The 24,225-nt window shown below is 52.9% G+C and carries 21 protein-coding genes and 2 rRNA genes; 13 read left to right on the top strand and 10 right to left on the bottom strand.

All coding sequences use genetic code 11. The annotated features are described in order from the left end of the window. From KCR01S_RS11315 to KCR01S_RS11325, 3 genes are all read left to right on the top strand, one after another. Positions 1–200, top strand: a 23S ribosomal RNA gene (locus KCR01S_RS11315); the annotation flags it as partial. 94 nt (positions 201–294) lie between these two features. Continuing rightward, positions 295–410 (top strand): 5S ribosomal RNA (gene rrf, locus KCR01S_RS11320). Positions 411–796: 386 nt separating this feature from the next. Then, complete coding sequence (locus KCR01S_RS11325; RefSeq protein WP_061282853.1) at positions 797–2,095, top strand: MFS family transporter; 1,299 nt, start codon at positions 797–799, stop codon at positions 2,093–2,095. Between the two features lie 2 nt (positions 2,096–2,097). Here the strand turns inward: KCR01S_RS11325 and KCR01S_RS11330 are convergent, their stop codons facing one another. From KCR01S_RS11330 to trxC, 5 genes are all read right to left on the bottom strand, one after another. Next, positions 2,098–2,424, bottom strand: a complete 327-nt coding sequence (locus KCR01S_RS11330; protein ID WP_061282854.1) for a YfiM family lipoprotein — start codon at positions 2,422–2,424, stop codon at positions 2,098–2,100. A 43-nt stretch (positions 2,425–2,467) separates the two neighbouring features. After that, on the bottom strand, positions 2,468–3,823 hold the full coding sequence (gene pssA / locus KCR01S_RS11335; RefSeq protein WP_061282855.1) for a CDP-diacylglycerol--serine O-phosphatidyltransferase: 1,356 nt from the start codon (positions 3,821–3,823) through the stop codon (positions 2,468–2,470). A gap of 108 nt (positions 3,824–3,931) precedes the next feature. Further along, positions 3,932–6,583: a bifunctional acetate--CoA ligase family protein/GNAT family N-acetyltransferase gene (locus tag KCR01S_RS11340; protein WP_061282856.1), complete on the bottom strand. Its 2,652-nt coding sequence runs from the start codon at positions 6,581–6,583 to the stop codon at positions 3,932–3,934. Positions 6,584–6,618: 35 nt separating this feature from the next. Next, positions 6,619–7,317, bottom strand: coding sequence for a tRNA-uridine aminocarboxypropyltransferase (locus tag KCR01S_RS11345; protein ID WP_061282857.1), 699 nt, complete (start codon positions 7,315–7,317; stop codon positions 6,619–6,621). 69 nt (positions 7,318–7,386) lie between these two features. Next, positions 7,387–7,812 carry a thioredoxin TrxC gene (trxC, locus tag KCR01S_RS11350; RefSeq protein ID WP_061282858.1) on the bottom strand — a complete coding sequence of 142 codons (426 nt, stop codon included), beginning with the start codon at positions 7,810–7,812 and terminating at the stop codon, positions 7,387–7,389. Positions 7,813–8,016: 204 nt separating this feature from the next. Between trxC and KCR01S_RS11355 the strand changes: the two genes are divergently transcribed. Further along, complete coding sequence (locus tag KCR01S_RS11355) at positions 8,017–9,117, top strand: tRNA/rRNA methyltransferase (RefSeq protein WP_061282859.1); 1,101 nt, start codon at positions 8,017–8,019, stop codon at positions 9,115–9,117. A gap of 92 nt (positions 9,118–9,209) precedes the next feature. Here the strand turns inward: KCR01S_RS11355 and ung are convergent, their stop codons facing one another. Continuing rightward, a complete protein-coding gene (ung, locus tag KCR01S_RS11360; RefSeq protein ID WP_061282860.1) occupies positions 9,210–9,890 on the bottom strand; it encodes a uracil-DNA glycosylase in 681 nt (226 codons plus the stop codon). Between the two features lie 319 nt (positions 9,891–10,209). Here ung and grcA point away from each other — a divergent pair, with 319 nt between their 5' ends. Then, a complete protein-coding gene (grcA, locus tag KCR01S_RS11365) occupies positions 10,210–10,593 on the top strand; it encodes an autonomous glycyl radical cofactor GrcA (protein WP_061282861.1) in 384 nt (127 codons plus the stop codon). A gap of 78 nt (positions 10,594–10,671) precedes the next feature. Here grcA and KCR01S_RS11370 read toward each other — a convergent pair whose 3' ends face one another. Beyond that, the gene (locus KCR01S_RS11370) at positions 10,672–12,039 is read right to left on the bottom strand and encodes a PTS transporter subunit EIIC (RefSeq protein ID WP_061282862.1); all 1,368 of its coding nucleotides are present in this window, start codon (positions 12,037–12,039) and stop codon (positions 10,672–10,674) included. Positions 12,040–12,312: 273 nt separating this feature from the next. Between KCR01S_RS11370 and KCR01S_RS11375 the strand changes: the two genes are divergently transcribed. Further along, on the top strand, positions 12,313–13,512 hold the full coding sequence (locus KCR01S_RS11375; RefSeq protein ID WP_061282863.1) for an enolase C-terminal domain-like protein: 1,200 nt from the start codon (positions 12,313–12,315) through the stop codon (positions 13,510–13,512). Between the two features lies 1 nt (position 13,513). On the opposite strand, the gene KCR01S_RS11380 is transcribed toward KCR01S_RS11375, so the two are convergent. Then, positions 13,514–14,233: a GntR family transcriptional regulator gene (locus KCR01S_RS11380; RefSeq protein ID WP_061282864.1), complete on the bottom strand. Its 720-nt coding sequence runs from the start codon at positions 14,231–14,233 to the stop codon at positions 13,514–13,516. Between the two features lie 58 nt (positions 14,234–14,291). Further along, positions 14,292–15,623: an ATP-dependent RNA helicase SrmB gene (srmB, locus tag KCR01S_RS11385; protein WP_061282865.1), complete on the bottom strand. Its 1,332-nt coding sequence runs from the start codon at positions 15,621–15,623 to the stop codon at positions 14,292–14,294. A gap of 127 nt (positions 15,624–15,750) precedes the next feature. Between srmB and trmN the strand changes: the two genes are divergently transcribed. Next, on the top strand, positions 15,751–16,491 hold the full coding sequence (gene trmN / locus KCR01S_RS11390) for a tRNA(1)(Val) (adenine(37)-N(6))-methyltransferase TrmN (protein WP_061282866.1): 741 nt from the start codon (positions 15,751–15,753) through the stop codon (positions 16,489–16,491). Here the strand turns inward: trmN and nadB are convergent. Further along, positions 16,476–18,095: an L-aspartate oxidase gene (gene nadB / locus KCR01S_RS11395; protein ID WP_061282867.1), complete on the bottom strand. Its 1,620-nt coding sequence runs from the start codon at positions 18,093–18,095 to the stop codon at positions 16,476–16,478. The genes trmN and nadB overlap by 16 nt on opposite strands. A gap of 417 nt (positions 18,096–18,512) precedes the next feature. Here nadB and rpoE point away from each other — a divergent pair, with 417 nt between their 5' ends. The 6 genes from rpoE (at position 18,513) to lepB (ending at position 24,157) form a co-directional block, all read left to right on the top strand. After that, positions 18,513–19,088, top strand: a complete 576-nt coding sequence (gene rpoE, locus KCR01S_RS11400; RefSeq protein ID WP_052282240.1) for an RNA polymerase sigma factor RpoE — start codon at positions 18,513–18,515, stop codon at positions 19,086–19,088. A gap of 31 nt (positions 19,089–19,119) precedes the next feature. Then, complete coding sequence (rseA, locus tag KCR01S_RS11405; protein ID WP_061282868.1) at positions 19,120–19,767, top strand: anti-sigma-E factor RseA; 648 nt, start codon at positions 19,120–19,122, stop codon at positions 19,765–19,767. Continuing rightward, the gene (gene rseB, locus KCR01S_RS11410; RefSeq protein WP_061282869.1) at positions 19,767–20,720 is read left to right on the top strand and encodes a sigma-E factor regulatory protein RseB; all 954 of its coding nucleotides are present in this window, start codon (positions 19,767–19,769) and stop codon (positions 20,718–20,720) included. The genes rseA and rseB overlap by 1 nt, the downstream gene beginning before the upstream one ends. Further along, positions 20,717–21,193, top strand: coding sequence for a SoxR-reducing system protein RseC (gene rseC, locus KCR01S_RS11415; protein ID WP_061282870.1), 477 nt, complete (start codon positions 20,717–20,719; stop codon positions 21,191–21,193). Before rseB ends, rseC begins: the two co-directional genes overlap by 4 nt. 174 nt (positions 21,194–21,367) lie before the next feature. After that, entirely contained in the window at positions 21,368–23,167 is a 1,800-nt protein-coding gene (lepA, locus tag KCR01S_RS11420; RefSeq protein WP_061282871.1) for a translation elongation factor 4, read from the top strand. A 15-nt stretch (positions 23,168–23,182) separates the two neighbouring features. After that, a complete protein-coding gene (gene lepB, locus KCR01S_RS11425; protein WP_061282872.1) occupies positions 23,183–24,157 on the top strand; it encodes a signal peptidase I in 975 nt (324 codons plus the stop codon). Positions 24,158–24,225: the final 68 nt, after the last annotated feature.

Consider the following 24,225-nt stretch of genomic DNA (forward strand, 5'->3'; position numbering starts at 1 on the left):
AATGGCATTGCCCGGTAGCTAAATGCGGAAAAGATAAGTGCTGAAAGCATCTAAGCACGAAACTTGCCCCAAGATGAGTTCTCCCTGACTCCTTGAGAGTCCTGAAGGAACGTTGAAGACGACGACGTTGATAGGCTGGGTGTGTAAGCGTAGCGATACGTTGAGCTAACCAGTACTAATGAACCGTGAGGCTTAACCTTACAACGCCAAAGATGTTTTGGTGAAAGAGACATCGATAATCAGCTTGATACAGATAATATTGACCGGCTTAAAGCGGGTTAATAACAGGATTTGCCTGGCGGCAACAGCGCGGTGGTCCCACCTGACCCCATGCCGAACTCAGAAGTGAAACGCCGTAGCGCCGATGGTAGTGTGGGGTCTCCCCATGCGAGAGTAGGGAACTGCCAGGCATCAAACAAGTGAAGAAGCCCATCCTGACGGATGGGCTTTTTTGCGTCTGTACGATGATAAAGCCGCGAATGGTAGTGGTGTTTACGCCGGCCGCTGAGCACTTCTTGCATACTGCAAATGCAGCAAATGACGAGCTCTCCTCACTCATCAACGTACTCTCAATACACGGTGCACCGTATGCACCTGTTCCCAGAAGCAATTCCTTTATTCATCAGCTCTTAAACGCTACAGCTAATCCTAAATCGTGATCTTGCTAACGAAAAATGTGACATATCTCACTAATTCTGCAATAACAATTGTATAACATTTTGTTTACTAAAATATCTGCCTATGTGTCGTGTTACGACCGGTAAGGCAGGAGATCGCTTTTGGCAGGAGTTAACTCATGGCTGTAACCAGTGTGACCACAGAAAGGACGCTAACCGACAGCGACACTCGTCGTCGTGTCATGGCGATTGTCGGCGCTTCATCAGGGAATCTTGTGGAGTGGTTCGACTTTTATGTCTATTCGTTCTGTTCTCTGTATTTTGCGCATATTTTTTTCCCATCCGGAAATACAACTACCCAGCTGCTGCAAACCGCAGGTGTTTTTGCAGCCGGTTTCCTCATGCGTCCTATTGGGGGCTGGCTGTTTGGTCGCATTGCCGACCGCCGCGGTCGTAAAGTATCAATGCTGATTTCCGTCTGCATGATGTGTTTTGGTTCGTTAGTTATCGCCTGCTTACCCGGCTATAGCGTCATTGGGACCTGGGCGCCAGCATTATTGCTGTTAGCACGCCTTTTCCAGGGCCTGTCCGTAGGCGGCGAATATGGCACCAGCGCAACCTATATGAGTGAAATCGCCGTGGAAGGGCGCAAAGGATTCTACGCCTCATTCCAGTACGTTACCCTGATTGGCGGCCAACTATTGGCGGTGCTGGTTGTGGTGATATTGCAGAATATCCTTAGTAGCGAAGATCTGCATGCATGGGGATGGCGAATACCGTTTGCGATGGGGGCCGTGCTGGCTGTTGTTGCGCTATGGCTACGTCGCCAACTGGATGAAACGTCGCAGAAAGAGACGCGAACCTTGAAAGAAGCGGGATCGCTCAAGGGGCTGTGGCGTAATCGTAAGGCATTCGTGATGGTACTTGGGTTTACCGCTGCCGGTTCACTCAGTTTCTATACGTTTACTACGTACATGCAAAAATATCTGGTCAATACTGCCGGTATGAGCGCTAACCTCGCGAGCGTGATTATGACCGCGGCGCTGTTTGTTTATATGCTGGTACAACCGCTTTTTGGCATGCTGTCGGATAAAGTCGGGCGTCGTACTTCAATGCTGTGCTTTGGTGCCTTTGCGACGCTATTCACAGTACCCATTCTGACGGCACTACAAAGCATCAGCTCTCCCTACCTGGCGTTCGCGCTGGTGATGTGTGCGCTGCTGATCACCAGTTTTTATACCTCTATCAGTGGGATCCTGAAGGCGGAAATGTTCCCCGCCCAGGTGCGTGCATTAGGCGTGGGGCTTTCCTATGCTGTCGCTAATGCTTTGTTTGGTGGTTCAGCAGAGTACGTCGCGCTATCGCTCAAATCTGCGGGTATCGAAACGGCGTTCTTCTGGTACGTTACCGTCATGGCCGCGCTGGCATTTCTGGTATCGCTCAAGCTGCACCGTAAAGGAAAAGGCTTACGTCTGTAACGCTAATGCTGCGCCAGTTGCCACACCGCATAGCCGGTTGTGGCACCGGCAACGTCCCAGGCAAAATCTTTCCAGCTCCAGCCGCTCCCCGCGGGGCGACTGTCCCAGAGCTCTTTCGATGCGCCTAAACTTACTGAGAACATAAAGCCGATTGCCGCACTGCGATCGCGACTTATGCCCTGATGCTGAGCATATTCGTTTCCCGCCGCGGCAAGCATTGCCGAGGCAATAAAGTGTTGTGCTTTATCCTGGCCACTCCAGGCATCATTCGCCATATGGCTACAGCCGCTTAGCATGAGCGTACAGCATAGAAGGGCAGTTCGTGGCATAGAGACTCCTGAAAAAAAGCCCCGCTGGAAGGGGGCTATATTTTTAAAGGATACGACTGATGAGCCTATCAATACGGATTCGTCGCAGACGGCGGATCAATTTGCGTACTTTGACCGGGTATTCCGCAATGCTCTGTAATTCACGATAGTGATTAACCACCGTGGTATGTTTGCGGATGAGATCCAGCTCTTTCTGACGCATCGAAGCCAGTTGCTTTTTCGGATCGTGGATCAGGACTGCATTTTCCAAATCCAATCGCCAGGCGCGCGGGTTAAGGTTGTTACCGGTCAGCAGCATCCACTCGTTATCGACCCACATCCCTTTCAGATGGTAGCTGTTATCTCCATCTTTCCACAGACGCACCACCAGTTGATCGGTATTAATGTAATACTGCAAGCGGCTCAGGAAGCGGCGCAGATTAATTTCATACAGATAAGGCAGTGCACCGATAATTTTAAACGGCTCGTTTTCCGGGATGTAAAAATCGTTGGCGGTTTTATCACCGACAATAATTTCCACCTTCTTGCCTTCTCGCAGCAGGCGAATGATGCTACGGACCAGCAGCGCGGGAAGGTTGAAGTATGGTGTGCAGATAGTGAGTTTTTCCTCGGTGCACGGCATAAGGTGGAAAATGGTTTTATTGAGATCGCTGGATTTGCCGAGCCCAACCAGCGGTGTGACGGTCAATTCGTCATCGCTGGCATTCCCGTCAAAATGGTAGCTGGTATCGCGCAATTCCTGGCGATACTGCCGGATATCGTTCTTGATCTCTGGGCTTTTAGGGCGTTCAGTATTATCCAGACGATTAACGCCGCGCCCTTCAACTAGGTTTTGCGAGACCCAGTTAAACATGATGTCGGACATCTGCGGGTTACGAATGCACTGATAACGGTCATAACGATACTTATCGTGCTGATGCAGATAAACATCGTTGATGCTGGCGCCGCTATACAGCACGCAATCATCGATAATAAAGCCTTTAAAGTGAAGCACGCCGAGCGCTTCACGGGTATTAATAGGAACGCCATAAACCGGAACATCTACGCCCGGGTTTTCTTTGGCTGTACGGCAATACCAGTCTGCGTTCGTATTAGACGCAGCGGCACCAATACGCCCACGCTGTGCGCGGTGCCAGTCAACCAGTACCCGTACATCAAGCTCCGGGCGTTGACGCTTGGCATCATACAGTGCTTGCAGAACCGCTTTACCGGCATCATCTTGTTCAAGATATAACGCGACGATACAAATTCGGCGCGTGGCGCTGGCGATTTTTGCGAGCAAAGCGACACGGAAATCTGCTGGAGTATAGAAAAACTCAACATCATCAACAGACTGTGAAAGCTTGGGTAGTTGGGCAAGGTGTTGTTGATGTTTATTACGCTTAAATTTTGACAACATCACAGTGCGTTTCTTCTCTGATTTAGTGAAGGGTCTTCTGTACCAGGCAGATGACGTAAGCGGTCAATGATACCACCTCTATCGGGCAAGGGTAGCATTTCCAGCAACTTAGTCATCACTTAGGCGTAATGATAGACCGACAATGCCATCTTCCAGCTGAATATCTACCTCAAATCCGAGCTTCCTCGCGAGTGCTATCATTCCGCGATTGTTTGGCATGGTAATCCCATTCAGCCGGGCTAAGCCGTGAGTTCGAGTATAGGCAATAAGTTTCTCCAGCAAACGTCCACCAAGGCCAAGGCCCTTCAAATCTGAACGCACCAGTACGGCGAATTCTGCATCGATATTATCGGGGTCGGAGATCGCGCGCGTCACGCCAAGGATCTCAGTATGTTCGCCGGAACCATACACCGCAACAAAGGCCATTTCCCGATCGTAGTCGATCTGCGTCATATTGGCTAAATCATCGTGGGTAAATTCGTTGATCTCGCTAAAATAGCGATAATAGAGATCTTCTTTTGTCACCCGTGCGATAAATTGCTGTAACAGAGGCTCATCTTCCGGAAGGATAGGACGGAAAAGGCAGCGATCGCCATTTTTCATGGTCACCCACTCTTCAAGATGCTGCGGGTAGGGACGAACCGCCAGGCGACTCTCACTTGAACCACTAAATGGCGCAATTTCCAGGCTTACATCCAGCGCGGTGAATTCATTGCCGGAAGCGAGAAGGGGATGAATATCCAACCGCTGTATTTCCGGGCAGTCGACAATTAGGTTAGAAACCTGCACCAGTAGCTGACTGAGACCGGCAATATCTAACGGGCGCAGGGCGCTACGACCACGAATTTTCTTACTCTTAATGGCCTGAATCACCAGATAACGCGCCAGCGTCATATTCAGCGGTGGCAGGGCGACGGCCGCCTGATCTTCCGCACGCCACTCCACGCCGCCTTCACCGAGCATAATTAACGGGCCAAATACCGGGTCGTGTTCAACAACGACGCGCAGTTCCTGGGCACCGGCTCGGTTAGCCATGCTTTGTACCAGCAGGCCATGAATCCGCGCCTGCGGCCAGGCCATTTTTACACGGTCGAGGATGGCGTCCGCCGCCTGCTGTACCTCGGCGGCGGTGCGCAGATAGAGCATGACGCCCTGGACTTCTGACTTATGCGGAATATCAGGTGAACGCAGCTTCAACGCCACCGGGTAGCCAATTTGCTCAGCAATATGCACCGCCTCAGCGCTGTCAGAGGCGATCCAGGTGGGTAGCGTATTCAGACCATAGACGTTTAGGATTGGGCGCACCTCATGGGTATCCAGCGCACCTATCCCGTTATCAATCGCCTGCTGTAAAAGTTCATGCGCTTGGGCAGTATTAGCGGCCAGGCTTTGAGGCAGCGCAGGCGTTTCCCGCAGCTGTTTTTGGTTACGTCGGTATTCCACCATATGCATGAAGGCCGTAATTGTCCCTTCTGGCGTCCGGTAGGTGGGAATTCCCGCGTCGCTAAACATACGGCGCGCTTCAATCGAAGAGTATTCACCGCACCAGTTGGTCAGCACGCTGATAAATTTACCCCGTGGATGCTGCTTAATCACTTCGATCAGCGCGGCGGCGCTCTCGCTGCCGGTGGCTGTGGCGCTAGGGGCGTGAATGATCATTAGCGCATCCAGATCCGCGCTATTGAGTAAAATATTTACCGCGGCAGAGTAGTGGCTAATGCTGGCGTCATCGCGCAGATCTAACGGGTTGTTTGCATCGACGGTATCCGGCAACTGCGCCTGAAGCTGCTGACGGGTTTCGTCGCTTAATGTTGCCAGCTTGCCGTGACGCGCCCAGTGCTCATCCAGCGCGAGCGCCGCAGGAGCCGCGCCATTGCTGATAATCATTAATCGTTCACCGCGAAGCGGACGCATATGGCTGAGCGTTTCAACGGCGGAAAACAGCTCATGCGTATCCTGTACCCGCAGTAAACCCGCGCGCTGAATGGCGGCATCCCAGGCAGGATCCATACCTGAATTCACGTGCAGTAAGCGCTGAGCCGCCGGGCTGCGGCCGCTTTTAATCACCAGAATCGGCTTGTTGCGTGAGGCGCTTCGCGCGGCAGAGACAAAGCGGCGGGCGTCGCTGAGCTGTTCGAGGTAGAGCAAAATGGCGCTGGTTTTGCTATCTCGCGCCAGATAATCCAGTAGGTCGTCAACGTCAATATCCAGGCTGTCGCCTAACGCAATAAAGTAGGAGAAGCCCATTTCACGCTGCTGCGCCCAGTCCAGAATGGTATTCGAGACGGCAGCAGACTGCGAAATAAACGCCAGTTTACCTTTACGAATCGGTACCGGTGAGAAGCTGGCGTTGAGCCCTTGCCACGGCGCCAGCAGCCCCAGGCTGTTTGGCCCCAACAGGCGCATTTGAAAACGCGCGGCACACTGTTTAAGCGCGCCAAACTGGTCGGGAGTGGAAGAAAGAATAATGCAGGTTTTGCAGCCTTTTTCCCCCAACGACTCCAATAGCTCAAGGTTACGGCGGGCGTGGGTACACAGTACCGCCAAATCGGGAGAAAAGGGGAGGCTTTCGACAGTCGGCCAGGCTAGAACGCCCAGCACCGCTTTCCACGCTGGGGTCACGGGTAAAACCGGGCCGGCAAAACCGCCGGCTAACAGGTTTTTCATCATCAAAAAGCCGGCACGCTGAGGCTTCATTGAGGCACCAATAACCGCAATCGATTTTGGCCTCAGAAGTGCTTCCAGCCCACGTTGACTCATACCGGTCTTCCTTACGCGACGATAATCGTATGAGTTTAACCGTTTTCCAGGCTGGCAGTTGTGATGCTGCCCTGATGATGTGATTTTCCTGCCAGATAGTTTTCACGAAAACGGGTGAAATGCTGGCTGAGCGCAGTCGCAGCGCCGGTGTCATTGGCGAGATCCAACAGCGCAATAGCCACTTCAGCGGTGCAGTACTGCCCTTCAGCGTGCACTTCACGCAGGCTGTATGCCGAGACGCGCGAAAGGTCAACGGAGATCAGCGGTAGGCCATCCAGCCACGGGCTTTTACGGAACATCTTACGCGCTTCCGGCCAGGTCCCGTCTAACATAATAAACAGCGGCGGTTTCCCGGATGGCGGAGCGCTCAATACCTGACGTTCGGGGCCCGCATAAGATGAAGGGAACACCACCAACGGCTGATAATCAGGGTTTTTCACCAGTTCCAGCAGTGCCTCAGGCGGCTCGGTACGTGACCATTGGAAGGCGTCAGTCTGCGGCAAGATATCGGCAATCAGACGGCCGGTATTGCTTGGTTTCATTGGCTCGGTATCAAACATCACGAGGCAAAAACGGCTTTTTGCTGGATGCGGAACAATGGTCTCGCACAGACAATAGCCTTTAACCAGCAGGCAGCGCTGACAGCGGCGAACCCGGTTACCTCGGGCAAGAAAAGGGCGAGTCGCGCGGGCTAAACGCTCGGCGCGCAACCGTAGAACGGCATTTTCAATCATGGGAGTCGCGTGGCAAAAACGCTATTGTCGCAGAGGAGAATACGGGGCACAAGATGCGCCCCGTGAGGACTACTGTTGCAGGGCTTCGTTCAACCAGCTATCAAATGGCGCTTTCGGAACCGCACCGTTAAGCATGTCGATAACTTCACCATTTTTGAAAATCATGATCGTCGGAATGCTGCGAATGCGAAAACGGGCGCTGAGTTCACGTTCTGCCTCGGTATTCACTTTTACAAAGCGCACTTTACCGCTACGCTCTTCTGCAACGTCTTCGAAAATAGGGGCAAAATTGCGGCAAGGACCGCACCACGGAGCCCAGAAATCAACGACAACCGGAAGATCGTCCTTCAGCAGTTTATCCAGCGTGCTGTCTGTGGCATTGATAACTTCGCCATCAAACAGATCTTCACCACAGCGTCCACATTTTGCGACGTCGTTGAGACGCTCTTCAGGAATGCGATTAAGCGCCTGGCAGTGGGCACAAACGGTATTCATAACTCACCTCTGGGTCATCGTGTTGCAGGACGGCAGCGTTGCCGAATGTTTCTATAATGTTACACATTATCAACGAGACTGTATTAATCGACAACGCGTTTTATCCAATGGGTACAATAGTCAGCGTCTTTTTTATGAAGTAATGGCTAAGCGCTACCACATCAGGTAATCTGCGCGCTTCGCGCAGCGCAGGTGGAGAAAAACATGAGCGACGAACTGAAGAACAAAAACGGCAAGGTCAAAGTGATGTACGTCCGCAGTGACGATGACTCGGACAAACGCACCCAAAATCCTCGTACTGGTAAAGGCGGAGGCCGTCCTGGCGCATCCCGCGCTGGTACTTCCCGTGCCGAAGGCGGTCGTCGCCCTGCCCGTGATGAGAGAAAGGGGCCTAACAGCGATCGCGGTCGTGAACGTGGGCGCGATCGCGATATCGAGCGCGACCGTGACCGCGGTGAAGGTTCTCCGTGGCGCACCGTTTCGCGCGCGCCGGGCGATGAAACCGCACCGAAGGCCGATCACGGCGGTATCAGCGGCAAAAGCTTTATCGATCCTGAAGTCCTGCGTCGTCAGCGCGCAGAAGAGACCCGAGTATACGGCGAGAACGCCTGTCAGGCGCTGTTCCAGAGCCGTCCAGATGCGATTGTTCGCGCCTGGTTCGTGCAAAGCGTCACGCCGCGCTTTAAAGAAGCGCTGCGTTGGATGGCGGCAAACCGCAAAGCGTATCACGTGGTTGATGAAGAAGAGCTGGCGAAAGCATCCGGCACTGAACATCACGGCGGCGTCTGCTTCCTGATCAAAAAACGTAACGGTACCTCTGTACAGCAGTGGGTTGCGCAGAGCGGCGAAGAGGATTGCGTACTGGCGCTGGAAGATGCGGGTAATCCGCATAACCTTGGCGCGATGATCCGCAGCTGTGCACATTTCGGTGTGAAAGGCGTGGTTCTGCAGGATGCAGCGCTGCTGGAATCTGGTGCGGCGATTCGTACGGCGGAAGGCGGTGCAGAGCACGTGCAGCCGATCACCGGCGACAGCTTCATCGACGCGCTGGAACAGTTCCGCAAAGCGGGCTATGCCATCGTTACGACCAGCAGCAACGGCAAAGGTATGCCGCTGTTTAACGCTGAGCTGCCGAAGAAAATGGTACTGGCGTTGGGTCAGGACCGTGATGGTGTCTCCGACGCGGCCGCAGCCATTGCCGATATGAGCGTATCCATTGATGGTACCCGCGCAGTAGAAGGCCTGAACGTCTCCGTGGCAACAGGTGTACTGCTGGGCGAATGGTGGCGTCAGCATAAAGCGTAATATTGCGAGCTGAAAAAAAACCGGTAGCGCCAGGCGTCTACCGGTTTTTTTATCGCTACAGTTTTTCCGCAGCGGCAGGAAACAGCCGATTTTTATTCCGGTAGCACCGGCATCCAATCAATAGGCGCTTCGCCGCGCTGTTCCAGCCACTGATTAGCCTGCACAAAGTGATTACTACCAAAGAAACCGCGATGCGCCGACAGCGGCGACGGATGTGGTGCTTTCAGTACGTGATGCCGTTGGGTATCAATAATGGCACCTTTCTTCTGCGCATGAGCGCCCCAAAGTAAAAACACCACCCCTTCCCGATGCTCATTAATGAGCGCAATGACCTTATCGGTAAATGTTTCCCAGCCAAGGCTGGCATGCGAGTGGGCCTGGCCTGCGCGAACGGTTAATACCGTATTCAGGAGCAGCACTCCCTGGCGCGCCCAGCTCTCCAGATAACCGTGATTCGGGCGCGTAAAGCCGGGAATGGTGCCTTCCAGCTCTTTATACATATTGAGTAGCGACGGCGGCGTCGCAATGCCCGGCTGTACAGAGAATGCCAGACCGTGTGCCTGGTTTGGACCGTGGTACGGATCCTGGCCCAGGATCACCACTTTAACATCATTAAGCTCGGTAAAGCGAAAAGCGTTAAACACATCTTTCTGCGGTGGATAAATCGTGACGCCTGACTGACGCTCGCTGGCAACGGTGGCCAGGGTATTCACAAAGTAGGGCTGTTGCTTCTCAGTTGCCAGTACGTCATGCCAGGTCAAAGGGGTTGTCATCTCGCTCTCCTGCGATTCTTCATGAGCATAGCTTAACTGCTTCTTTCAGCATCACAAAATCAGATGGTGTAACCCACTGCGTTTACTACAAAAAAAGTTGAATCTTTACAAAAATTTTTACTACCGACAAAGCGCGTAACTTGATGCAAAACAAGTATTTTCACCTATGACCACTTTTGCGGTGTGGTTTTTATTGATTTAAATCAAAGAATCAAGGGTGTTCGAGGGGTATATATACACTCAAGCAACAATGGTTTTACCAATTGGCCGCGAGACGGTCGGTTAAAAAACGAATATAAAGAGCCTTGGGAGGCATCAAATGATTACAGGTATCCAGATTACTAAAACTGCTAACAAAGACCTGCTGAACTCATTCTGGCTGCTCGACAGCGAGAAAGGCGAAGCGCGCTGCCTGTGTGCAAAAGGCGGTTATGCAGAAGATGACGTGGTTGCCGTGAAGGAACTGGGTGACATCGAATACCGTGAAATCCCGGTAGAAGCAAAACCGGAAGTCCGTGTAGAAGGTGGTCAGCACCTGAACGTTAACGTTCTGCGTCGCGAAACCCTGATGGATGCGGTTGAACACCCAGAAAAATATCCGCAGCTAACTATTCGTGTTTCTGGCTATGCCGTTCGCTTTAACTCTCTGACGCCAGAACAGCAGCGCGACGTTATTGCTCGTACTTTCACCGAAAGCCTGTAATTTCTCAGGTTGAGGAAGCCAGCGCCGGGTGTGCTGGCTATGATATCAATCCCTCGCAGGGCGCCTGCGGGGGATTTTTTATTTCACCTGCTCGCGACCAACCAGAATAGTGGTCAGGGTGAAGGAGAGTACTAGCGCAATCGCCACGCCGGAAATCGCGAAGATAAAGTACGGGCCGATATAGGCCGGCAGGCTAAAGATGCTCGATAAAATATAGCCGTACAGCCGCACGCCAAAGAAAGCGATAAAAGCGGACGCCAGCGAACTGGCCACGGTGGCGGCAATGAACGCTTTTTTGTAGCGCGTCAGGACGCCAAACAGCGCGGGTTCGGTAATACCCAGCAGTGCAGAAATGGCGGCAGACAGAGTGACCGTGCGGTTGTCTTTGTTCAAACGCCAGATGGCAAAAGTCGCTCCTGCGATAGCCATATTGGCCATAAACATCATTGGCATCAGCATGTCGTAGCCGCGGTCGCTGAAGTTTTGCAGGGCAATCGGCGTCATGGCGTGATGCATCCCGGTGAGGATTGCCACTGGACGGATAGCGCCTACCACCAGGCCGGCAAAACTTGCTGAGACCCCAAATAATCCTTCAATAAACCATGCCAGCATTTTGCCTAACCAGATGCCGATAGGGCCAATGATCACCAGCGCCGCCAGCGCACCGAGGAATAGCGTCAACGTCGGCGTAAAGACGGTTTTTAGCACCTCCGGCATGATCCGATCGACGGCCTGATGGATATATTTTAGTGCCAGTATCGAGAAGATCACCGGGATCACGCTGGAGGCGTAGTTAAATACCGAGACGGGTATGGTATTGAGCAACCAGATTGCTGAGACCGCGCCCGCCTGATGGGCTGCCAGCGCTTTGGCGGCGTCGATAAGCGTCGGATACATCAGGCATGCCGCCACGGCAACAGCCAGATATTCATTGGTTTTGAAGATCTTCGCAGCCGACACGGCGAGGAAAAACGGCAGGAAGTAAAACACGCCACTGGCGATAAGGTCGATAATCATCACCGTATCGCTTTTGGTGGATACCAGCTTAAGTGCAATAAGGCCGGCCAACAGGCCTTTGATCATCCCAGCCCCGGCAATGGCCGGAACAATTGGGCCAAAGACACCAGACACGGTATCCATAAATAGGGATACCAAGCTTTTGCGCTCTTTGCCTGGCGTACTGCTGGCTGTCTGACTGCCGGAACCCAGCGTATTTTCCAACAATTCAAACCAGCTATTGACCTTCGGGCCGATGATTATCTGAAACTGGTCGCTTTGCAGCTGCGCGCCTAATACACCAGGCAGTTGTTTAATCTCATCCTGGGCAATTTTATTATCATCAACTAAATCAAAGCGTAGTCGCGTCATACAGTGCCAGACTTTATTGATATTTTCCGGTCCGCCCACCAGACGAATAATTCTGCTGATAGCTTCTTGCGTCCCCATAACGGCTCCTGCGATTAGTTTGTTGTTTTCTTTGTGTCGCTGAATGGTAAATAAGCCAATCAACAAAAACAAACCAATAAAACATGATGACAATCACAATTAACCATTCATAAGGCTTTTGGTAGTGCTATTCGATATGATTGGTCCGTTTTTTAAATAGAAATAAACCTATTTTCAGACCAAAAAAATTAAAAAATAAAAAGGTTTACCCGCTGATAAAAATAGGGTGAAGATAATGCCATTATCATTGTTATTTTCCACAGGGAGCTGTCTGTGAAACCTACGCTAATTACTGCGATTGAGTGCTTTATTACTCGCCCTGACCGTCATAATCTGGTGACGGTTCGGGTGACCACCGACAACGGTACGGTGGGGCTTGGTTGCGCCACGTTCCAGCAGAGACCGCTGGCGGTAAAAACGCTGGTGGATGAATACCTCCAGCCGCTGTTGATTGGGCGTGATGCGAACAACATCGAAGACCTGTGGCAGATGATGAACGTCAACGCCTACTGGCGTAACGGCCCGCTGATGAACAACGCTATCTCTGGCGTCGATATGGCGCTGTGGGATATCAAAGCACAGCTAGCCGGTATGCCGCTTTACCAGCTATTGGGGGGAAAATCCCGCGATGCGATTGCGGCCTATACTCATGCCAGCGGTGAAACGCCGGAAGAACTGTTCGTCTCGGTTGATAAACTGTTGGAACAGGGCTATCGCCATATTCGCTGCCAGCTGGGTTTTTACGGCGGTACGCCGCGAGAAATGCAGACTCCGGAAAATCCCACTCCGGGGGCGTGGTTCGATCAGGATGAATATGTACGCAATACGGTCGAAATGTTTCGTCTGCTGCGTGCGCGATATGGTCACCGATTCCATATTTTGCATGATGTTCATGAGCGCCTGTTCCCCCAGCAGGCTCTGCAACTCGCAAAACAGCTCGAGCCCTACCAGCCGTGGTTTATTGAAGATATTTTGTCGCCGCAGCAAAGTCCGTGGCTGGCTCAAATTCGCCAGCAGAGCAGCGTACCGCTGGCCATGGGCGAGCTTTTCAATAATCCAGCGGAATGGCACGATTTAATCGTCAACCGGCAGATTGATTTTATCCGCTGCCATGTGTCGCAGATCGGCGGCATTACCCCGGCGTTAAAACTGGCGGTGCTGTGTCAGGCTTTTGGGGTGCGTCTGGCGTGGCATGGGCCTGGGGATATGACGCCAATCGGCGTGGCGGTCAATACGCATCTGAATATTCACCTGCATAACGCCGCTATTCAGGAATACATTCCGCGTTCGGCTACCACGGATGCCGTTTTCCCGGGCGCGCCGGAAGTTCAAAATGGCTTTATCTACCCGCCGACGGCTGCGGGCATTGGCGTCGGCTTTGACGAAGCGCTGGCGTTAGCGCACCCGGTGGTCTATCGCCCGCATGAATGGACGCAAAGCCGTTTACCGGACGGCGCAATCCATACGCCGTAGTTTATTCTGGCGCCTGCTGGCGGAAGGAGAGGTTGTCACGGTTGTGCGGGATCACATAGGTGCAGGTATAGTTGATATCAATGATATCGCTTATCTCATAAACCCGTCCGCCGTCGAGGATCCCGCGATTATTAATGTGCATCGCCGGGGCGCCTTTTTTACAGCCCAGCAACGTCGCCTGCTCCCGGCTGACGCTCACCGCGCGATAGCTGGTCAGCAGGTGAGATATTGGGTAGCCTTTCTCCAGCACGTACTGCTGCAGCGAGCGTTCAATTACCTGCTGGTTGAGGTCGGTGAACATCGCGGCGGGCATACGAGATACTTCGATTTGCGTCGCCACATCATCGACAAAACGCAGGCGGCAGAACAGCCAGATAAAATCGTTCTCGGTGAGGCCGAAAATTTGTTGGTCTTCCCGGTCTGGGCGTTTTTTATGCAGACTGATCATGCGGTAGCGCATCTGATCGAAGCGTTTTTCGGTGATTGAGTTATAGACCAGAGGATTGCTGCGCGTCTGTTCGTTAATCCAGATCCCTGAGCCCTGCACAATGCGGACGACACCAATACTGGCTAATTTTTCCAGCGCCTGGCGAATGGTAAAGCGAGAGACGCCATACTCCTGCGCCAGTTGGCGTTCAGGCGGCAGCTTACGCGCACCGTCGCTGTGCTGTTGGTATATCTTGCTGAGGAGATCCTGAGTCACAAACTCTTTTTTCTTCATGGCCGTCTGCTCTTATCCCTGAATACGAAAACGCCGGGAAGTTATCCCGGCGTTTGCTTTACTCTTCGGTGCTCTGCTCTGCGGCACTGGTGGCGCTTGGCTTACGACGCTTACCAATATTCTTGGTATCGCGGTGACGTTTCTTCACGCGCGGTTTTTCTTTGTCTTTCTCTTTCTGCTCTGCGCGTTTAGCCAGCACTTTCTTCGATGGTTTGCCCGTCATCTTCTCACTAGGTGGACGAGTCACCGGGCGCAGCCCTTCAATGACGCGGGCTTTCAGCGGCTCTTCAACGTAACGACCAATTTTCATCAGCAGCACGTAGTCATGGGCCTCAACCAGCGAAATGGCGGTACCTTTACGACCGGCACGGCCGGTACGGCCGATACGGTGCAGATAGGTGTCCCCGCTGCGTGGCATATCGAAGTTGATAACGTGGCTCACGTCAGGAATATCGATACCACGGGCCGCCACGTCGGTGGCAACCAGTACGTTAACGCGACCTTCGGTCAGGCGCTTGATGCCCTCGGTACGTTTAACCTGCGCCATCTCACCTTCAAGATAGCAGTTGTTAATCCCTACCGAGCGCAGCTTATCCGCCAGCTCGTGAACACGCTCGCGCTTACGCACAAATACGATAGTACGGGTGGCGTCTTCTTGCTTCAGCAGATGCTCAAGCAGTTTGAATTTATGGTCGAAATCATCGGCGCGGTAATACCACTGATGGATCTTCTTACGTTCACGAGTAGAAGGATCGGCAGATACTTCGACCGGATCTTCCAGCAGACGCTCTGCGAAGTCTTTAATCGCATCGCCTTCCAGCGTTGCTGAGAACAGCAGCGTTTGTTTACGCCAGCGGGTTTCACCGGCGATATGCTCGATATCCTGAGCAAAGCCGAGATCCAGCATGCGATCCGCTTCATCAAGGATCAGCGTTTCGACCGAACGGCAGTCGAAGTTCTCTTCTTTAATGTATTGCATCAAACGACCGGTAGTCGCGACGACAATATCCTGGTTTTCGCTGAATACTTCAGCGTGGTTCATATACGCCACACCGCCGGTGATGGTTGCAATGTCCAGGTGAGTGTTTTTTGCCAGCTCGCGGGCATGATCGGCAACCTGCATCGCCAGTTCACGCGTCGGCGTGAGGATCAAAATACGCGGCGGGCCGGATTTTTTGCGCGGAAAATCGAGCAGGTGCTGCAACGCAGGCAGCAAATACGCCGCTGTTTTACCGGTGCCGGTTGGCGCAGAACCAAGAACGTCACGTCCTTCGAGCGCAGGCGGAATAGCGGCAGCCTGGATGGCAGTTGGGCGCGTAAAGCCTTTACTCTGGAGGGCTTCCAGCAGGCTTTCGTCAAGTTCAAGTTCGGAAAAAGTCGTTACAGTCATGATTACCTCTGTGTGAGGCGGTGATTATAGACGTTACGGCTTTAATCTTCATCTGTTTGTATGGCTATCTGTTCTCGGGTATTGTTCATAACCGAAATATTCTCTCGTTTCATCGGCAAGGTCGCATATGACGTCTGATTCTAAATCCGTGCTGCGTCGCAACGGATTTACCTTTAAAAAATTTTTTGTGGCTCACGATCGCTGTGCGATGAAAGTGGGGACCGACGGCATTTTGCTTGGTGCATGGTCGCCCATTGCCCGCGTCAAACGGGTGCTTGATATTGGTACCGGGAGTGGTTTGCTGGCGTTAATGCTGGCGCAGCGTACTGACGATAGCGTCAATATTGACGCCGTTGAGCTAGACGAAGAGGCGGCGGAGCAGGCCAGAGAAAACGTGGCTGAATCGCCGTGGGCGGACAGAATTCAGATACACACCGCGGATGCCCAGGCGTGGATCGCGGGCCTGACGACGCGCTATAACCTTATCGTCAGCAATCCGCCGTATTACGAGCAGGGCGTGGAGTGTGCGACGCCGCAGCGCGAGCAGGCGCGGTATACCACCACGCTTGATCATCAGACGTTGCTGGCCTGCGCCGCTGATGCCATCACCGAAGACGGTTTTTTATGCGTGGTATTGCCGGAAAATATCGGCCAAACCTTTACCGACCGGGCGCTGTCGATGGGCTGGCATCTACGCCTGCGCACCGACGTGGCTGAGACGGAAATGCGCTTGCCGCATCGGGTGTTACTGGCGTTTTCACCAAAAGCAGGGGAATGCTTTAGCGACAGGCTGGTCATTCGTGGGCCAGAGCAGCAGTATTCTGAGGGCTATACGGCCCTGACCCAGGCGTTTTATTTGTTTATGTGAGTCAGTGGGGAGAGCACCGAGGGGCCGGATTCCGCTAACAGGTCTGGGTAATCCAGCGTGTAATGCAGGCCGCGGCTCTCCTTACGCATCATGGCACAGCGGACGATAAGCTCCGCCACCTGCACCAAATTACGCAGCTCCAGCAGATTGTTAGAGACGCGGAAGCGGGAATAATACTCGTCCAGCTCCTGCTGCAACATAGTGATTCGGCGCAGTGCGCGCTCCAGACGTTTGGTAGTGCGCACGATGCCGACATAGTCCCACATAAATAGACGCAGTTCGTGCCAGTTATGCTGAATCACCACCAGTTCATCCGAGTTTTCGACCCGACTTTCATCCCACGCCGGTAGTTTTTCCGTTTGACGAGCATAAGGCATCCGTTTTTGGATATCTTCTGCCGCTGACCAACCGTATACCAGACACTCCAGCAGTGAGTTCGATGCCATCCGGTTAGCCCCGTGCAGCCCGGTATAACTCACCTCACCAATGGCATATAGCCCATCAACATCGGTACGGCCGTAGTCGTCAACCATCACACCGCCGCAGGTGTAGTGCGCCGCCGGCACAATCGGCACCGGCTCTTTGGTGAGATCGATTCCTAAACCTAATAATTTTTCATAAATCATAGGGAAGTGCTGACGTACAAAGGCTTCGGGCTTGTGGCTGATATCCAGATACATGCAGTCGACGCCGAGGCGTTTCATCTCATGGTCAATTGCCCGAGCCACAATATCACGCGGTGCCAGTTCGCCACGCTCGTCAAAATCGGGCATAAAGCGGCTGCCGTCCGGGCGCTTCAGGTGTGCCCCTTCGCCGCGCAGGGCCTCGGTGAGCAGGAAATTTCGCGCCTGTGGGTGATAAAGAGCGGTAGGGTGGAACTGGTTGAATTCAAGGTTGGCAACCCGACAGCCTGCGCGCCATGCCATGGCGATGCCGTCCCCTGAGGAGATATCCGGGTTCGTGGTGTATTGGTAAACCTTTGACGCACCGCCGGTCGCCAGCACCACTGATTTTGCCGCGCAGGTTTCAACTTTCTCTTTATTACGATCCCAAATCCACGCGCCGACTACGCGACGCGTGCCCGGTAAGCCAATTTTATCGGAAACGATCAGATCAACGGCGTTACTGCGCTCAAGGACGCGGATATTGGGATGGTTAAGCGCTTTACTTACCAGCGTATTTTCGACTTCGCGCCCGGTGGCATCCGCAGCATGCAGAATTCGTCGATGGCTGTGGCCACCTTCACGCGTTAAGTGATAACTCTCTTCCCCGTTCGCCTGCACCTGGGTGTCAAACAGCACCCCTTGGTCGATAAGCCACTGCACGCAGGTTTTGGCGTTGCTGGCGACAAATGAAACGGCCTGACGGTCACAAATGCCGGCGCCGGCAATGAGCGTGTCCTCAATATGTGAGTCAATGCTGTCGGTCTCATCGAATACCGCCGCAATCCCGCCCTGCGCATAGAACGTGGAGCCTTCGCTGATCGGGCCTTTACTGAGCACAATAACGGAACTGTGCTCAGCAAGACGCAGCGCCAGCGATAAACCGGCAGCACCGCTACCGATGATCAGGACATCACAAGAAAGTTCTGGAAGTGAGTTCATTAACTTTGTTTAATTTACTAAACACGGTAACGGCAGAGTAGCACTATAAAAGCGAGTTGTGCAGGATTTTTTTACGATAGAGTTATAATGACTAAACATCTTTGGCGATACCGGCGGGCTGACACGGCATTGAAATAAGAGGAAAGCTACGCGCGCTGGCTGCTATTTATGGTGAAATAAAGGCCGGGTTACGTTACTCTTCACTGGATTTGCGTTTTTATTTCGCAACTTACGTATCGATGTGCACCGGCAGACTTATAATGACAGACAATGAAACGTCTGCTGCTAAACAAAAAACAAAGCGTAACGGAACTTTACGAAAATCGGACACTCTAAGTTTCTGCTTGCTCATAATGCAGTGGTGGAGTGGCATTCTGATTACGCATGGGAATAGGGTTTGGGGAGACATTACCTCGGATGAGCGAGCAGTTAACGGACCAGGTCCTGGTTGAACGGGTCCAAAAAGGAGATCAGAAAGCTTTTAACCTGCTGGTGGTACGCTATCAGCATAAGGTTGCGAGCCTGGTTTCCCGCTACGTGCCGTCTGGCGATGTGCCAGATGTTGTACAAGAGTCTTTTATAAAGGCCTATCGCGCGCTGGATTCTTTCCGGGGAGATAGTGCTTTCTATACCTGGCTGTATCGTATTGCAGTGAATACGGCCAAAAATTACCTGGTTGCTCAGGGGCGTCGCCCGCCGTCCAGTGATGTTGACGCGAGCGAAGCTGAAAACTTTGAAAGCGGCGGCGCTTTGAAAGAAATTTCGAACCCTGAGAACTTAATGTTGTCAGAAGAGCTGAGACAGATTGTTTTTCGCACCATTGATGCGCTTCCGGAAGATTTACGCATGGCGATTACCTTGCGGGAGCTCGATGGCCTAAGCTATGAAGAGATAGCGGCTATCATGGATTGTCCGGTGGGTACGGTTCGTTCGCGTATCTTCCGTGCGCGAGAAGCGATTGATAATAAAGTTCAACCGCTTATCAGGCGTTGACGAAAGCGGGATACTGGAAAAGGTATTAGGCATGCAGAAAGAAAAACTTTCCGCCTTAATGGATGGTGAAACGCTGGATAACGAGCTGCTGACTGAACTGTCACGCTCGTCAGAGTTGCAAGAAACCTGGGAGAGCTATCACCTCATTCGTGATTCGCTACGCGGCGACACGGCTGACGTGCTTCATTTTGATATCTCTTCTCGCGTCATGGCCGCCATCGAAAATGAGCCTGTTCGTCAAACGACAACACCGCTCATTCCTGAAGCCCAGCCAGCGCCGCACCAATGGCAAAAAATGCCGTTCTGGAATAAAGTTCGCCCGTGGGCCAGTTCGCTCACCCAAATGGGGGTGGCAGCCTGCGTATCGCTAGCTGTTATTGTTGGCGTTCAACACTACAATGGGCAATCAGATACATCTCAACCTGAATCGCCGGTGTTTAATACTCTGCCGATGATGGGGAAAGCCAGCCCGGTGAGTCTGGGTGTGCCTTCTGATGCTTCCGCAGGTAATGGCCAGCAGCAGGTTCAGGAACAGCGTCGCCGGATTAATGCTATGCTGCAGGATTATGAATTGCAGCGTCGCTTGCATTCGGAACAGCTTCAGTTTGAGCAGGCACAAACTCAACAGGCAGCGGTTCAGGTGCCGGGCTATCAAACTCTAGGAACGCAATCGCAGTAATGAAGCAACTTTGGTGTGCCATGTCACTTATGGCTGGTAGCCTGTTCTTCTGTGCAAACGCCTCGGCAGATGTATCGTCCGGGGCGTTGTTGCAGCAGATGAATCTGGCCAGTCAGTCACTCAACTACGAGCTGTCGTTCGTCAGCATCAATAAAACCGGCGTCGAATCGCTACGCTATCGTCACGCGCGTCTTAACGGACAACCGCTGGCACAACTGCTGCAGATGGATGGCCCGCGCCGTGAAGTGGTGCAGCGTGGCAGCGAAATCAGCTATTTTGAACCAGGCCTCGATCCGTTTACCTTGAACGGCGATTACATCGTCGACTCTCTGCCTTCGTTGGTTTATACCGACTTTAAACGCCTGGCGCCGTATTACGATTTCATCTCCGTTGGACGCACGCGTATTGCCGATCGCCTATGCGAAGTGATCCGCGTGGTGGCGCGAGATGGTACCCGCTACAGCTACATTGTCTGGATGGATTCGGAAAGCAAGTTGCCTATGCGCGTCGATTTGCTCGATCGCGATGGGGAAACCCTGGAACAGTTCCGGGTGATTGCTTTTAATGTCGGTGATGGCGTGGATAGCAGCATGGATAAACTGGCGAAAGCGAGCCTACCGCCGCTGCTCTCGGTACCGGCGGGAACGAAAGTGAGCTTTAACTGGGCTCCGACCTGGCTGCCGCAGGGCTTTAGCGAGGTTTCCAGCAGCCGCCGTAACTTACCCACTATTGACACTGCCGTGGAGTCACGTCTGTTCTCCGATGGCCTGTTCAGTTTCTCTATCAACGTCAATCAGGCAAATGCCAATAGCAGCGAGCAGTTGCTGCGCACCGGTCGCCGTACGGTGAGTACCACCGTGCGTAACCAGGCTGAAATTACGATTGTCGGTGAATTACCGCCGCCAACGGCCAAACGCATTGCTGACGGTATTCGTTTTAAAGGTGTGCAATGATTAAAGAGTGGGCCACCGTCATCGATTGGGATAACGGTATGGCGCAGGTTAGCTGCGACGTTAAAACTTCCTGCAATAGCTGTTCATCACGTGCCGGCTGTGGGACTCGCGTCCTGAACAAGCTGGGGCCGCAGACCAGCCACACGATTTCCGTACCTAGCGAGCAACCGCTGGTGGCCGGACAAAAAGTGGAGCTGGGCATCACCGAAAGCAGTTTGCTCGGTTCCGCCATGCTGGTGTATATGTCACCGCTGTTGGGGCTATTTGTGGTGGCGACGCTGTTCCAGGTCCTGTTTGGTTCCGATATCGCCGCGCTGTGCGGGGCGATATTAGGTGGCGTGGGTGGCTTTTTGATTGCTAAAGGCTTGTCGCCCCGGCTGGCGGCAAGGGAAACCTGGCAGCCGGTCATCCTCAGCGTCGGACTCCCTCCAGACCTGATTCGCACCACAACTTCTTCCGAAATGAGCCAGTGATTACACTGGCTTTATTATTTTTAGAACACTCCTCGCAGGAAGCGCTATGCTTGGCGGGAAGAGCATTTCCTGGTTAGGCGGTTGTAGTGTAGAATGCGGCGTTTTCGAACGACACAAACGTCAGGCTCCGTACCGCGGCCTCAAAGTATTCGTAAGGCATAAATATATTAATATATGAAGAATATACGTAACTTCTCCATCATTGCACATATCGACCACGGTAAATCAACGCTGTCTGACCGTATCATTCAGATTTGCGGCGGCCTTTCCGATCGCGAAATGGAAGCTCAGGTTCTGGATTCCATGGATCTGGAACGCGAACGTGGTATCACCATCAAAGCGCAGAGCGTGACGCTGGACTTCAAAGCGTCTGATGGGGAAACCTATCAGCTTAACTTTATCGATACTCCGGGCCACGTTGACTTTTCCTATGAAGTTTCCCGTTCACTGGCTGCCTGTGAAGGCGCACTGCTGGTGGTTGACGCCGGGCAGGGCGTAGAAGCGCAGACCCTGGCGAACTGCTACACCGCGATGGAAATGGATCTGGAAGTGGTGCCGGTTCTGAACAAAATCGACCTGCCTGCCGCCGATCCAGAGCGCGTAGCGGAAGAGATTGAAGACATTGTTGGCATCGATGCCACCGATGCGGTCCGCTGTTCGGCTAAAACCGGGCTGGGAGTGACTGATGTACTGGAACGTCTGGTGCGCGATATTCCGCCGCCGGAAGGTGATCCAGAAGGGCCTCTGCAGGCGCTGATCATCGACTCCTGGTTTGATAACTACCTGGGCGTCGTCTCATTGGTCCGTATTAAAAACGGCACCATGCGTAAAGGCGACAAGATCAAAGTGATGAGCACCGGTCAGGTCTACAACGCAGACCGTCTGGGCATTTTCACGCCAAAACAGGTTGACCGTACCCAGCTGAACTGCGGCGAGGTAGGTTGGCTGGTTTGTGCAATCAAAGACATCCTGGGAGCACCGGTCGGCGATACGCTGACGCAGGCGCGTAACCCGGCTGACAAAGCGCTGCCAGGCTTTAAAAAGGTTAAACCGCAGGTTTATGCGGGTCTGTTCCCGGTAAGCTCCGATGATTACGAAAACTTCCGTGATGCGTTAGGCAAGCTGAGCCTGAACGATGCTTCTCTGTTCTATGAACCAGAAAGCTCTTCTGCGCTGGGCTTTGGCTTCCGCTGTGGCTTCCTGGGTCTGCTGCACATGGAGATCATTCAGGAACGTCTGGAACGTGAATACGATCTGGATCTGATCACCACCGCACCGACCGTCGTATATGAAGTGGAAACCACGAGCAAAGAGACTATCTATGTTGATAGCCCGTCTAAGCTGCCGCCGCTGAATAATATCTACGAACTGCGTGAACCGATTGCTGAGTGTCACATGCTGCTGCCGCAGGCCTATCTGGGCAACGTGATTACGCTGTGTATCGAGAAACGTGGCGTCCAGACCAACATGGTTTACCACGGTAACCAGGTTGCGCTGACCTACGAAATCCCGATGGCGGAAGTGGTGCTCGACTTCTTCGACCGCCTGAAGTCTACCTCCCGCGGCTATGCGTCGCTGGATTACAACTTCAAACGCTTCCAGGCGTCTGACATGGTGCGCGTTGACGTCCTCATCAACAACGATCGCGTTGATGCGTTGGCGCTTATCACTCACCGTGATAACTCGCAGAGCCGTGGCCGTGATCTGGTTGAGAAGATGAAAGAGCTTATCCCTCGTCAGCAGTTTGATATCGCGATTCAGGCGGCCATCGGCACGCATATTATTGCGCGTTCAACGGTTAAGCAGCTGCGTAAAAACGTTCTGGCGAAATGCTACGGTGGTGATATCAGCCGTAAGAAAAAGCTGCTGCAAAAACAGAAAGATGGTAAGAAGCGCATGAAGCAGATCGGTAACGTCGAACTGCCGCAGGAAGCTTTCCTCGCCATTCTGCATGTCGGTAAAGACAGCAAATAATCTTAAGGAGTTGGCATGGCGAACATGTTTGCCCTGATTCTGGTGATTGCCACACTGGTCACGGGCGTACTGTGGTGCATTGATAAGTTCATCTTTGCACCAAAACGACGGGAACGTCAGGCTGCAGCGCAAGCTGCAACCGATGGCTCGTTAGATAACAAGACGCTGAAAAAGGTTGGCCCGAAACCGGGCTGGCTGGAAACGGGCGCATCGGTTTTCCCGGTGCTGGCTATCGTGCTGATTGTGCGCTCATTTATCTATGAGCCGTTCCAGATCCCATCGGGTTCGATGATGCCAACTCTGCTGATTGGGGATTTCATCCTGGTGGAGAAATTCGCCTATGGGATTAAAGACCCTATCTATCAGAAAACGATTATTGAGACTGGCCATCCGAAACGTGGCGATATCGTGGTATTTAAATACCCGGAAGATCCGCGTCTTGATTACATCAAGCGCACCGTAGGTTTGCCGGGTGATAAGGTCACCTACGATCCTGTCGCCAAACAGGTCACAATTCAACCTGATTGCAGCTCCGGCCAGGCGTGCGGAAATGCGCTGCCGGTAACGTATTCTAATGTTGAGCCGAGCGATTTCGTGCAGACCTTCTCCCGCAGTAACGGCGGTGAGGCGACCAGCGGCTTCTTTGAAGTGCCACAGGGCGAAAGCAAAGAAAACGGCGTGCGTCTGGCGCAGCGTCAGGAGACGCTGGGTGAGGTTAATCACCGTATCCTGACCGTGCCTATCGCCCAGGACCAGGCGGGAATGTATTACCACCAGTCCGGTCTGCCGCTGGCGACCTGGATTGTTCCACCGGGACAATACTTCATGATGGGCGATAACCGCGACAATAGCGCGGATAGCCGTTACTGGGGATTTGTGCCGGAAGCGAACCTGGTGGGTAAAGCCACCGCTATCTGGATGAGCTTTGAAAAACAAGAGGGTCAATGGCCGACTGGCGTGCGTTTAAGCCGCATTGGTGGGATCCATTAATTGATTGTTTGACTTCACGCGGTGGCCGAGCGGCTGCCGCGTGAATTATTTAATGTTTAAATCTATTC

Origin of the sequence: Kluyvera cryocrescens NBRC 102467 (genome assembly GCF_001571285.1) — a bacterium.
GTDB classification, from domain to species: Bacteria; Pseudomonadota; Gammaproteobacteria; order Enterobacterales; family Enterobacteriaceae; genus Kluyvera; species Kluyvera cryocrescens.